The sequence below is a fragment of the Edaphocola aurantiacus genome (genome assembly GCF_019797745.1).
Classification (GTDB): domain Bacteria; phylum Bacteroidota; class Bacteroidia; order Chitinophagales; family Chitinophagaceae; genus Edaphocola; species Edaphocola aurantiacus.
The window spans coordinates 480,732-494,066 of record NZ_VOSI01000004.1 but is presented as its reverse complement, the minus strand read 5'-3'; the positions used below and the strand labels follow the sequence as shown (position 1 = coordinate 494,066).

Here is a 13,335-nt window from a genome sequence, read left to right as displayed (position 1 = left end):
CACACCATGCAATTTAATATCTACAAAAAACTAAAACAATTGCTGCCGGCTTCGTTTGCGGCGGTAATACTACTCTCCGGGTACGGCGCCTATGCCCAGCCTTACGGGAATGAATGGATCAATTATAACCAGACCTATTTTAAAGTTAAAGTTGGAGAAAACGGTATTTACCGCATACCCTATGCTGCCTTACAAAGCTATGGTATGGGTAGTGTACAGGGTACACAATTCTCAGTATTCCGCGAGGGGGTACAAGTACCGGTATATGTGAGCAGTAACGGTGCCTTAGGCAGCAATGACTATATAGAGTTCTATGGCACGAAGGCCAATGGCAAGATGGACACAGAACTGTATAACAATCCGGGCGACCAGCCTGATGTGGATGTCAACGGTATTTCTGATACGGCGTATTACTTTATTACCTTCAACACTACTGGTAATAATGCCCGCCTGACGCTGAACAATAATGTAATGCCAGGCACTCCGCCGGCTGCAGAACCTTATTGTATGACTACAGCCTTACCGACCACGTCTTTGCGCAGTAGCTTTGCCCAGGGAGAATCTTATTATACAGGCACAGAGCTAGTCTATTACTATTCAGCTAAAAATGATAAAGGTGAAGGTTGGGGCATTACCTCATTTGCACCACTTAATCTTACCTATAATACACCAAATATCTATACCGGTGCCAGCTCTATTTTACAGACGGTAACCTTATGGAATTCCAAATTGAACGGCAATAACCTGCAGTATTACATTAACGGGACCATGGTATTAGACACCTCGGGCCTGGCACCTTACACGCTTGTACGGAGAAACTTCAATATCAACAGTGCTTCCCTGAACAACAGTAATACCATTACGGTTTCCAATATTCAGCAATATGGCTTTACCGTACAGAAGGCGGGACTATACTATCCACGCACATTCAACTTCGGATCGGTATCCAGCCTTAATTTTGATGTAGCCGCCAACAATGCGGTACAATTGCTCACCTTAACCAATACCAGCAGCAATACGCATTACGTATTTGACCAGGCCACCAACAATATTTACCACATCAATGGTTCCGGCACAGTTAATGTTGTATTACCGGCAACTGGTGGCAACAGCAGAAGTATTTATTATGCTCAGGCACCTAAAACAATCACCACACTGATCCCGGTTACGTTTAAGAATTATACCCAAAGTGCTAACCAGGGTAATTATCTTATCCTTACAGATAAGGCTTATATAAACATGCCGAACAGTGCTATTGCAGATTATAAATCTTATCGTGGTTCTGCAGCCGGTGGCGCTTTCCAGGCGGTAGTCATAGAAGCCAATGATCTTTATGACCAGTTCGGCTATGGTTATGAATATAACGGACTGTCTATAAAACGATTCCTGAAATACGCCCAAAGCAGCAGCAGCTGGAGCAATAAGCCGGAGTATATGCTTATTATCGGCAAGGGAATCAGTTATGAATACATAAGAGATTATGTATCTAATCCTGCCACTTACTCATATCCTATGGTCCCTACACTAGGAACACCGGGATCGGATAACCTGTTGGCGGAAATCGGCTACAGTAATATCCCATCAATTGCCATAGGCAGGATTTCTGTACAGAATAATACTGAAATTGCGAATTACCTGGAGAAGGTAAAATCTTACGAAGAAGCCATCAAAACGCCTGCTGTCCCTAACCTCACCAATAGTTTATGGAAAAAGAAAGGACTCCATATTGCCGGTTCACAGGGCGTTACTTTACAAGCAGAATTGTACGCAGGCCTGAATGCCTGTAAAGCGATTATCGAAGATACCCTTACCGGTGCAACAATCATCACAACAGGAAAAAGCTCTACAGATGTTATAGAGAACGCCAGTGCCCAGATCGATTCGCTGATGAGATCAGGAGTACAATACGTTAACTTTTTCGGCCATGCATCGGCCAGTGGATTTGATTATAACCTGAATAACCCTGAGAATACCAATTCAAAACCTCGCTTCCCGGTGTTTATGGCACATGGCTGTGATATTGCGAATATTTTCACGCCAAGTACGACGAGGACAATCAGTGAGCGCTATATTGATGTGCCTAATGGTGGCTCTATTGCTATGATTGCCTGCGATAACTTCGGATGGACCAGCTACCTGGCTAATTATATGAGGGGGATGTACCAGAATTTTGCGTATAAAAATTACGGCAAAACGCTGGGCCAGCAATACCGTAGCAATATTGAAAATCTGCAGAATGTAAATCCCGGCAATATTTTCACCTCTATTCACTCGCAGAATATGTTGCTGCAAGGTGATCCGGGCTTATCTGTATACAATCCTGACAAACCGGACTACTATGTAGACGAATCGCTTTTATCCAGCAACCCGGCTATTGTCAATACAACTATCGATACATTTACCCTGAGGGCAACAGTATATAACCTCGGAAAAGCGATCAATGATTCTGTATATGTATACCTGACCCATACGAAAGTAGGTTCTTCTGTAGTGCTGTTCCAGGACTCCATAAAAGTAAAGATCCTGAATCAGCAACAACTGTCGTTCAATGTGCCTGTCAATCCACTTACTGATGTTGGCCTGAACAATTATACCATACGCATCAATAAAAATGAGGTCTATGATGAGATTTCATTTGCCAACAATAGCGCTACTCTGCAACTGTATATTTCTGAAAACAACCTTACCCCCGTATATCCCTACAACTTTTCCATCGTACATCAGCAGAATATTGAGCTGAAGGCCTCTACCCTCAATCCATTCCTGCATGAGACACGTTTTATCATGGAACTGGATACTACAGAGCGATTCAACAGTCCGATGAAGCAGACTAAGAATGTTACAAGTATGGGTGGTGTAATCAAGTGGACGGTTCCCTTCCAGATGGCAGACAGTACAGTGTATTACTGGCGCACGACCATTGACACCTTAATTAATGGACAGTATGTATGGAACAATAGTTCATTCATCTACCTGGCCAATGGTTCTGATGGATGGAACCAGTCGCATTACTATCAGTATGCCAAAAACACAAGAGTAGGACTGGACTTAACAGAAGCTAATCCTCAGTTTGAATTCGGAGCCAAGGATAATAATTTACGAGTATTAAACCAGGTATTCGGTTTTAGTTCGACATATAGCTCAAACTTCCTGAATAATATCAACCTGGGTAATGCCGGTTGTGTATTTGAAGGAGGGGTACAATTTGTACTGATCAGTCCGCTCACAGCTACCGCAACAGTCAATACAGGTCAGTATCCGGGCAGCACTCCAGTATGTTTAAACCGTATGTATCATATCGAGTTCCCGACTACGACTGCTCAGGGGCGTAAAAGTGCAATGGATTTTATCCAGAGTATACCGGACGGGACTTATGTAATGATGAAATCAATTATGACGACAACCTCTGGAGAAACGTATATTGATACCTGGATGAACGATACACTCACCTATGGTAGCGGACAGTCTTTGTACCATAAAGTAAAAAGCCTGGGTTTCACAGAAATCGACCAATTTACAAGTCGTAAGCCTTTTATATTTTTTGGCCGTAAGGGCTATCAGGCATTTGTTCCATCGCAGGTGGTCGGTGCTCTGCCCGATTCCAAAATTGATATTGACCGCGATTTCAATTCGTACGATGATAATGGTAATATGAACAGTGTAGTGATCGGACCTGCCAAGTCATGGACGAAACTGCTGTGGCAGATAAAATCGAGAGATAACCACCTGGACTATGACAGTAATTCTGTAAATGTATATGGACTCTCCGGACCGGATTTTGCAACAGAGACCTTATTATTTTCTACTATGAATATGGATACTTCCCTTAGCGGTATCGATGCTGCACAGTACAAAAAGCTGCGTATGGAATGGTATACCAAGGATAGTACCTTGTCTACCCCTTCTGATCTGCGCTACTGGCGTGTACTGTATACACCTTTACCAGAGGCAGCATTGAATCAGCTGGTAGCCATGGAATTCAAAGATTCTATTCAGCAGGGAGAGCAACTGTCTCTGAAACTGGGTATTGAGAATATCAGTCATCTGCCGATGGATAGCATGCTGGTACGATACAAACTTATTGATGCCAGCAACGTAACCCATACTCTGGCTTCGGTACGGTACAAACCTTTAGCAGCAGGCGATACGCTGGTAGCCCAGTTCCAGTACAACCCTTCAGCTTATTCCGGTAAAAATGTATTGTATGTTGAGGCGAATCCTGATCAGGACCAGCCGGAAGAATATCATCCGAACAACCTGGGCTATCTTCCATTCAAAGTGCAGTCAGACCTGATCAACCCGATCATGGATGTAACCTTTGACGGGGTACACATCCTGAATAAAGATATAGTGTCGGCCCGACCGCTGATCCGTATTTTACTGAAGGATGAAAACAAACATAACCTGATCAATGATACGGCATTGATCCAATTGAGTATGAATAGTGAAACGGACCCGACTTTTGTAACCATTCCGTTTGATGGTACAATCTGTAAGTTCATTCCTGCGGAAAGCAATGGTAAGAATGAGGCCTATATTGAATACAGACCAACACTGGCGGACAATACTTATACTATCCAGGTGGCGGCCAAAGATAAAGCCGGCAACACGGTTGGGGCAACCAACAAGAAATATGAAATCGGATTCGTGGTGTTTAACAAACCAACCATCACCAATGTGCTGAACTATCCTAACCCGTTCTCTACAGCAACACAATTTGTGTTTACCATGACCGGCTCAGAGATACCAAGCCAGTTCAAAATCCAGATTATTTCGGTTACCGGTAAAGTTGTAAAAGAGATCACGAAGTCTGAACTGGGCAACCTCCATATCGGCAGAAATATCACTGATTACCGATGGGACGGAAGAGACCAGTATGGTCAATTGCTGGGTAATGGCGTGTACCTGTACCGTGTAATCACCAACAATAGTCAGGGAGAGGATATTGAACTGAACAAAAATAATGCAGTAGATAAGTTCTTCAAGAACGGTTACGGGAAACTGTATATAATGCGTTAATAAAAAAGGCCATCCTCTGATGGTCTTTTTTTATTAAATTTAGACTGTACCTTTACCCCGGAGGACAATACACAAGTAAAACGAATAATTATGGCGAAGAAGAATCAAGCTAAATCGAAATATATACCGAAAAAACAGAAAAAATCTCCATTGGCCGGACGCAAAGTTTCCGGTAAACTGGAAGTAGTCAAATCCGGAATGGGATTTGTAATAGTAGAGGGATGGGATAAAGACATCTTCATCCGTAGTAATGACATGAAAACCGCAATTGACGGAGATATCGTTGAAGTAATTGTCGAAAAAATAAGCAGCAGCGGCAGACCGGAAGGAAAAGTAATTGATGTGCTGAAGCGCGGACAAAACGAATTCACCGGCATACTGGAAGTATCTGAGAACTTCGGGTTCCTGATACCGGATAAAAACAATGTGAACTTTGATATTTTCATCCCTTCGAAATACATGAAGGGCGGAAAAACCGGCGATAAAGCAGTTGTAAAAATCATTGACTGGAGCGGATCTAACAAAAACCCACAGGGTGAAGTAGTGGAGCTGCTGACCGGAGAAAGAGATAACCAGATCGCGATGAAGGAAATCCTGCTGGACAATGGATTCCAGTTGCGTTTTTCGGACGAAGCGATGAAAGAAAGTGAAGCGATGCCCGATATACTGCCGGAAGAGGAAATCGCCCGCAGAAAAGATTGCAGGGATATCTTTACCATCACCATCGACCCGGTTGATGCCAAAGACTTTGATGATGCCATCTCTTTCCGCAAATTGAAAAACGGCTCATTCGAGCTGGGGGTACACATCGCCGATGTAAGCCACTATGTACGCCCTAACACTGCACTGGATAAGGAAGCTTATGAAAGAGCAACATCTGTTTATCTCCCGGATCGCGTATTGCCGATGCTGCCGGAACATATTTCCAATGTGCTCTGCTCTCTGCGCCCGCACGAGGATAAATTTACCTTCTCGGCGATCTTCCAGATCAACGAACAGGGAGAAGTGAAACAATACTGGGTTGGCCGTACCGTGATTCACTCCAATCATAGATTTACCTATGAAGAAGCGCAACAGATCATCGAAACAGACCAGGGCGAATATGCTGAGGAAGTGCTGACCATGCACCGTATAGCGCAGAACCTGCGGGCAGAACGCTTTACCAAAGGAGCCATCAATTTCTCCTCCCAGGAAATCCGCTTCAAACTGGATGAACAGGGAGTGCCTATTGGTATCATTATAAAAGAAAGCAAAGAAGCTAATCAGCTGATTGAGGAATTTATGCTGCTGGCCAACAGAACGGTGGCTGCATATGTTGGAAAACGCGAGGTAAACCACGCCCCTATCCCATTCCCATATCGTATACACGATGTTCCGAATGAAGATAAACTGGCAAACTTTGCCCAGTTTTCAGCACGATTCGGCTACAAGTTAAACCTGAATAATCCGGATACTATTGCCAGTTCGTTCAACCAGATGCTGAAAGATGTACACGGTAAACCGGAACAGCATATCCTGGAGCAATTAGGTATCCGCACCATGTCAAAAGCCATTTACTCCAGTGAGAATATTGGGCACTACGGATTGGGCTTTGAAGATTACTGTCACTTCACCTCTCCCATACGTCGTTACCCGGATGTAATGGTACATCGTATCGTACAGGAGGTTATTGACAATGAAGTGAAACCAGATAAAACAATGGAAGCCAAATGTGCCCATTGCTCTGAGCGTGAACGTAAAGCAATGGAGGCCGAAAGAACTGCTGATAAATATAAACAGGTAGAGTTTATGAGCAAACATATCGGCGATGTATTTGAAGCGCTGATCAGTGGGGTATCTACTATTGGATTCTGGGCTGAGACGATTGAGCATAAATGTGAGGGTATGATCTCAGTTGCCGATCTTACAGAGTGGGATGACTTTACATTTATAGAAAGTGATTATGCACTGGTGGGTCAGCATACCAATCAACGTTTCCGTATAGGTGACCGAATCAATATACAGGTAGTAAGAGCCGACCTGGAAAGAAAGCAGATCGACTTTGCTTACGTAGCTGATCCTTCTCAAAAGCCAAGGGTTCCTAAGGAGACGAAGGATGGCGGAGCTATAGCGAAGGCAGGCAGAAATGCCAGGCCATCTAAAAGTGCACCTCCGAAAGCTAAGAAAGCGGCTAAAAAACCAAAAAAGGACAAAGAATAAATCTCACATAAAAAGCGCGCCGGACGATATCGTCCGGCGCGCTTTTTATGTATTAAACTGCTTTTTTTGAAAAAGCTTAGGATTTTGAAGCAAAGCTTGGAAGCTTGTCTTTAATATCCTGCGGCAATTTATCTTTAATACGACTGCCTGCATTACGTACTGTTTCTTTCACTTTGTCTTTATCTTCTTTTTTCATCCCCCAGATCCAGTAAGCTGCTGCGGCCAGGCCTAATGCCAGTAATCCGCCTCTTTTTCCGTTTGCCATAACAAAAATGTTTTAAGATGAATAAATAGTTTTTCGTAACGAATGTAACCCATTTATCTCAATTAAGAACCTTTCATTATGTGAAATAATCATTAAAAGCAATTATCTCAGTACCAGTTTCTGGTTATATACTGCTCCGGTTGTATTCACAAAACGAATGTAGTATACGCCTTTACCTAAGTGACCTACCGGCACTGTTTTGCTGGCCTGTTGTCTACTCAGCTCTTCTGTCCAGATCGTTTGGCCCAGCATATTCATTAACTGGATGGTACCATTACCGGCTTCTTTATTTAAGCTAATGGTTACCTGATCTGTAGCAGGATTAGGATAAATACTGATGCCTTCTGCGGTTGCCAGTTCCTTGATTGCGGTTGTACCCCCGGTATCAATAGTCGGCACTGCAGTTGCGGTATTACCGATCACCACATTTCTGCGGGATACAGAGAAGAAAATATTATTGCTTGCTTTAATTTTTACCCTTGCTGTAGTACTGGTGATATCCGGGATATTAACCAGCGCACTTCCCGTATTCGGTACATTTTGTGCCAGCACAATAGGATACGTTCTGCCGGTATCTACAGATAAGTAGATATTCACAGTAGAACAGTTAATCGGTGCACTGCCGGTATGCGCCTGATCCCAATAGATTGTCGTCGCACTGTTTTTGATGATACTGTCGTTCGTATTAGGATAAATAATCGCAAATGGTCTTGGCGTTGCAATTACATTGATATTATTGTTCTGATCAGAAACATTTACTGCTCCCCATCCGTCTTTTACCTCTCTGGCTATGAATTTAAAATTATAGCTGCGGGCACCATTCGACAGGCGATGTCCTTTTCCGGAAACAATACCGGATTTCAGGATAGCGTAGCTAGGGAAAGTACGGGTAGTAGCGGTATCAGGAAATATGCTTCTAAAAACAGGGCCTGTTGTAAAATCAGAACCCAGGTTTTCATTCTCCTGGTAGTTACCTAAGTTATATTGCTCGATGGTATACGTGAGCGCACTGTTTGTATTTCCCGGAGTTACCGTTGGAAAATCAAACTCGAACGGTGTCATGTATGGAATATTATATACAGTGGCAGCATCTACCGTAAAGTCAGGGGCTGAAATACCGGTTGCGGCGGTACCACAGGTAGAAGCCGAACCATTAGCCAGACTGATCGCAATCTCATTAAGACTGGCACTGTGAAAGTAAGCATCACTATTAGACTGCAGGTTATTGGTCGTACCACAAATACCCGCATAAGCCATAATGGTAGCACCACTACCCGGCTCATATGCTGTGGACTGATTTTCGGTACCACTACAAATATTAAAGGTATGGTTAGCACCAAACTGATGCCCCATCTCATGTGCTACATAATCTACATCATAAGGATCGCCAACAGGGTTTGCACTGCCGGTTACACCTCTTGCTTTAAAGTTGCTGCGGCACACCCCTTCCAGCATAGCAATACCGCCGCCGCCGGTACTGAAGATGTGTCCGATATCGTAACTGTTATTGCTGATTTTAGCAGCTGTATTATTTTGGTTTTGTGATAATAACTGGTCACCGTTATTATTAGCCGTAAACGGATCTGTAGCAGGATCTGTATAGATTAGCGTATCATTATTCGGGATAAATTGCATGGTCACCGCCAGCTCTCTTTCATAAATGCCGTTTACACGGTTCATAGAAGTCGTCATGGCAGAAAATACTGCTGCTTTGGTCGGATTGGCTCCGGCAACAGCAACGGCATATTCGCCGGTACAGCTTAATGCCAGGCGGTATGTTTTGCGGGTAGCACCATTTGTACGCAGCGCCGTCACGCCGCTATTCGCTTCCTCTACCCTTATCGGTTCCGCACCGGCAACCAGGGAAGATTCTGCTGCGGTATTTACACAAGGCATAATCACCTGTCTTTTGGCATCAGCCTTATAAAAAGCTGCATAGCCATTAGTGCTCCCTTCTGTAGGATTGATCAGGAAAGTACGTGCGCCGTCATACACCATTACGTGCAAGCCGAATGTATTATAATCCAACTTAGCACTGATACCCTTACTATTGGCTACAACAGCATCAAAGGTTTGCACATCAGGAAACCTGGCCTGCAATGCCTCCGGAATCAAGCTGTTTTTCCATACCAGCAATTCCATTCTGCCCCCGTCCGGAGTAGGAATTGTCATACTTACGGCCTGCTCTTTAGAAGTACCTGCCTTTTGCAGCGTTTGCAGTAATGCATGCTGGTCAACGGTAAATCCATAAGAAGGAATATCCATATTCCGTGCGGTCATGGACGTAGCCCAGAACTGATCCTGAGCATTAAGGGCAACACAAAAGCTACCCAGTAAAATACCGGTTAAAAGTATTTTTTTCATTCTTTTAATTGTTGTTTATTTATTATTCATTTACTTGTTTCTGACTTTTCTCCATTTTCAAAAGGGCTTTTAGTTTCGTTTGTGTTGTTCTTGTTGTATAGTAAGTAGTAGACGCTTCCATTTGTAGCTTCCCATGGTGAAAGCAGGAAGGTTTTGTTCTGATAGGTAATCATGGCTGTCATATACTGCCCGTCGTAGTTAAGGCGTATATGAGCCAGGTTAGTAGTAGTGTTTCCTGAGAGGTTATAGAGGTTGGGGTATTTTTTGCGGAGCTCTGCTGAGAGTATCCCCGCATCTTTAGTAGTAAATGTTTGTGGCCCGATAGATTCGGGTAAGGGTATGGTAAATGCCTGTACCTGTTCTGCCTGCTGAAAAGCAGTAAAAAAACGATTGATTGCCGTAGGGTCTATATGATAAACCTCATAAGCCGACGGTAATTTATGGTTGCGCCAGGTAGGCATCAGATGTACACCATCAGCCCGCTTCCATTCGGAAGCAGTAAAGCCGGTGCTCTTCTGCGCAGTACCTGTATGTTGCGCCATGCTTTTCTGATGCGATTGTGCCGTACTGCAAGATTGCAGTAACACTCCCGTCATACTCAAAGTCATTAGCACTACCCCATTATTCATCCTTCAAATATACATATCTTAAAAAAAGGTAAAAAATTATTAACAAACACATTTTCGATTTTAACATCTTTTTGAATAGGGCAAAGCCCGCAATTTGATTTAACCGCTGTTATCTGCACGATAATTATTACCTTTGACACCTTATTATAACGCGTATTTTTTCTGAAAACATATGGAGATTTCATACAACTGGTTATCACAATATTTACCCAAACCTGTAGCAATAGACGAATTAAGCAACATCCTGACCAGTATTGGCCTGGAAGTAGAAGGAATTGAGAAAGCAGAAGCCGTAAAAGGCAGCCTGGAAGGATTAGTGATCGGTAAGGTATTAACCCGCGAGCAGCATCCGAATGCAGATAAACTGAGCCTGACTACGGTAGACCTGGGTAATGGTAATATTGTACCGATTGTATGTGGTGCACCTAATGTAGCTGCAGGTCAGCATGTGGTCGTTGCCCCCGTAGGTGCAATGGTTCACCCAACAGAAGGAGAAGCATTCCAGATCAAGAAAGCAAAGATCCGCGGAGAAGTAAGTGAAGGTATGATCTGTGCCGAAGATGAGATCGGTCTGGGTACCGGCCATGCAGGTATTATGGTATTGCCGGAAGATGCTCCTGTAGGTCAAGCTGCGGCGGCATACTTCAACATTTCTGCTGCTGATCAGACGATTTCTATTGGCTTAACGCCGAACAGAACCGATGCGATGAGCCACCTGGGTGTAGCACGCGATGTATGTGCTTACCTGACTCACCATACCGGTACCTTACACGAAACCGTATACCCTGCGGTAAGTATTCCGGAGACTACTGCGGTAACCTTACCAATAGCGATCAGTATTGAAGATACGGTGGCCTGTCCGAGATATATGGGCATTACCCTCTCCGGTGTTACAGTGGCTCCGTCTCCGGAGTGGTTACAATTAAACTTAAAAGCAATCGGCGTACGTCCGATCAATAATATTGTCGATATCACCAACTTTGTACTGCATGAATTAGGACAGCCTTTACATGCATTTGACTACAAAGCCATCAGCGGTGCCCGCATCATTGTACAGAAGCTGGCTGAGAACACACCGTTCATGGCGTTGGATGATAAAGAGCGCAAGCTGCGCAGCGAAGACCTGGTGATCTGTGATGCAGAAAAAGGACTTTGTATTGCCGGTGTATTCGGTGGTGCCGGTTCGGGTATTACAGATGCCACTACAGAGGTATTCCTGGAGAGTGCCTATTTCGATCCGAAAACAATCCGTCGTACCTCTATGCACCATGGACTGAGAACTGATGCGGCTACCCATTTCGAAAAAGGAGTAGATATGCAGATGGTTCCGGTTGCCCTGAAACGCGCGGTACAACTGATCCTGGAAATTGCCGGTGGTCAGGTTGCCGGTCCGGTACAGGACATCTACCCTGCTGTGCTGGAACCCAGAAAGATAACGGCCAGCTATAATTTCATCAATACCCTCTGCGGCAAAACATTTGCCCCGGAAGTAACTGATAATATTCTGAAAGCCTTAGGCTTTGAAAAAACGAAACAAGATGGCGATACTTTTGAAGTTATTGCCCCTACCAATAAAGCCGATGTACACCAGGCTGCTGACCTGGCAGAAGAGGTGCTGCGTATAGATGGACTGGACAATGTTCCGGTGCAGAACCAGATCTCTATGTCTTTAAACAAGCGCCCGGAGCCGGCTGACCGTAAATGGAAGGAGAAGATCGCAAATCATTTATGCCATATCGGGATGAATGAGATCATCACCAACTCTATTACCAACAGCAACTATTATCCTGAATATACTAACCTGGTAAAAATGCTGAACAACCTTTCCAGCGAACTGGACGTTATGCGTCCGGAACTGATGGAAAGCGGCCTTGAGGTACTGTCTTACAACATCAACCGTAAGCAGCAGGACCTGATGCTGTTTGAACTGGGCAATGTATATGCGCAATCTGAAGTGGGTAAATATAGCCAAACAGCTAAGTTAGGTATATGGATTACCGGCAACAGTGCTCCGCAACACTGGCAGGGCAAGGCTGTAGCCAGCTCTGTGTATACTGCAAAAGGCATAGTAGCACAATTATTAGCCATCAGTGGTATACAGAAATTCCAGGAAGCAGTAACAGACCAGCAGATCGAATGGCGCCGTGGCAAAACGGTGCTGGCAAAAGCGATTGCTGTTGATGCGAAACGCTTAAAAGAATTTGACATCAAACAAGCGGTATATTATATCGAGGCTGATATTAAAAACTGGGTAGAGGCTGCTGAGACCGCTAAGATCAAGTATAGCGAATTACCGAAATTCCCGGCAATGAAACGTGACCTGGCACTCGTAATAGACAAAGCTGTAAGCTACGACCAGGTGGCTAAAATTGCACAAGGCCAGAAATGGGATGCATACAAAGGATTTGAATTATTCGACATCTTCGAAAGTGAGAAACTGGGCGCTGATAAGAAATCTATGGCATTGAGCTTTATGTTCCAGCTGAATGACAGAACCCTTACAGACGAGGAAGTGGACGATATGATGAAAAAATTAATTCAGCAATACGAAAAAGAAATCGGAGCGACCATTCGTTTATAAAACACACGTTTAATTCGGTATGATGTTATATCAACTACAGGAGAAACTGAGTGTATTGATAAAGCAATATAATTTTGTAAAGCAACAATCAGAGCAGTTAAGCGAAAAAGTTGTTGCACTTGAAGACATCGTTGCACTCCAGAAAGAAAGATTAAAAGAGCTGGAAGAAGAGCTGATGATTAAAAGAATGGGCGATAACGGAGATCAGCAGGCACTCATCAAGTATATAGACAGTATTATCCGTGAAATAGATAATACCATTAAAAAACTGTAAGCAT

Annotated in this window: 6 protein-coding genes and 1 pseudogene; 4 read left to right on the top strand and 3 right to left on the bottom strand. The window is 43.8% G+C overall.

Annotation, left to right across the window (positions count from 1 at the left end):
* Nucleotides 1-6 precede the first annotated feature (6 nt).
* Both porU2 and rnr read left to right on the top strand, forming a co-directional pair.
* Nucleotides 7-5,019, top strand: a complete 5,013-nt coding sequence (gene porU2 / locus FTD44_RS14175) for a putative type IX secretion system sortase PorU2 (protein WP_222167052.1) — start codon at nucleotides 7-9, stop codon at nucleotides 5,017-5,019.
* Between the two features lie 72 nt (nucleotides 5,020-5,091).
* Nucleotides 5,092-7,218, top strand: a pseudogene (gene rnr / locus FTD44_RS14170) (ribonuclease R); the annotation flags it as partial.
* 76 nt (nucleotides 7,219-7,294) lie between these two features.
* On the opposite strand, the gene FTD44_RS14165 reads toward rnr, so the two are convergent.
* The 3 genes from FTD44_RS14165 to FTD44_RS14155 form a co-directional block, all read right to left on the bottom strand.
* Nucleotides 7,295-7,483 carry a hypothetical protein gene (locus tag FTD44_RS14165; protein ID WP_129019560.1) on the bottom strand — a complete coding sequence of 63 codons (189 nt, stop codon included), beginning with the start codon at nucleotides 7,481-7,483 and terminating at the stop codon, nucleotides 7,295-7,297.
* A gap of 102 nt (nucleotides 7,484-7,585) precedes the next feature.
* Nucleotides 7,586-9,847 carry a zinc-dependent metalloprotease gene (locus tag FTD44_RS14160; protein WP_222167050.1) on the bottom strand — a complete coding sequence of 754 codons (2,262 nt, stop codon included), beginning with the start codon at nucleotides 9,845-9,847 and terminating at the stop codon, nucleotides 7,586-7,588.
* A gap of 26 nt (nucleotides 9,848-9,873) precedes the next feature.
* Nucleotides 9,874-10,443, bottom strand: a complete 570-nt coding sequence (locus tag FTD44_RS14155) for a hypothetical protein (RefSeq protein WP_222167049.1) — start codon at nucleotides 10,441-10,443, stop codon at nucleotides 9,874-9,876.
* 205 nt (nucleotides 10,444-10,648) lie between these two features.
* On the opposite strand from FTD44_RS14155, the gene pheT reads away from it, so the two are divergent.
* A complete protein-coding gene (gene pheT / locus FTD44_RS14150; protein ID WP_222167048.1) occupies nucleotides 10,649-13,057 on the top strand; it encodes a phenylalanine--tRNA ligase subunit beta in 2,409 nt (802 codons plus the stop codon).
* Nucleotides 13,058-13,076: 19 nt separating this feature from the next.
* Complete coding sequence (locus FTD44_RS14145; RefSeq protein ID WP_222167047.1) at nucleotides 13,077-13,331, top strand: hypothetical protein; 255 nt, start codon at nucleotides 13,077-13,079, stop codon at nucleotides 13,329-13,331.
* Nucleotides 13,332-13,335 lie beyond the last annotated feature (4 nt).

Excerpts from the sequence above, each read along its gene's own strand:
- porU2 (WP_222167052.1), top strand. The coding sequence starts at position 7 with ATGCAATTTAATATCTACAAAAAACTAAAACAATTGCTGCCGGCTTCG.
- FTD44_RS14165 (WP_129019560.1), bottom strand. The coding sequence starts at position 7,483 with ATGGCAAACGGAAAAAGAGGCGGATTACTGGCATTAGGCCTGGCCGCA.
- FTD44_RS14160 (WP_222167050.1), bottom strand. The coding sequence starts at position 9,847 with ATGAAAAAAATACTTTTAACCGGTATTTTACTGGGTAGCTTTTGTGTT.
- FTD44_RS14155 (WP_222167049.1), bottom strand. The coding sequence starts at position 10,443 with ATGACGGGAGTGTTACTGCAATCTTGCAGTACGGCACAATCGCATCAG.
- pheT (WP_222167048.1), top strand. The coding sequence starts at position 10,649 with ATGGAGATTTCATACAACTGGTTATCACAATATTTACCCAAACCTGTA.
- FTD44_RS14145 (WP_222167047.1), top strand. The coding sequence starts at position 13,077 with ATGATGTTATATCAACTACAGGAGAAACTGAGTGTATTGATAAAGCAA.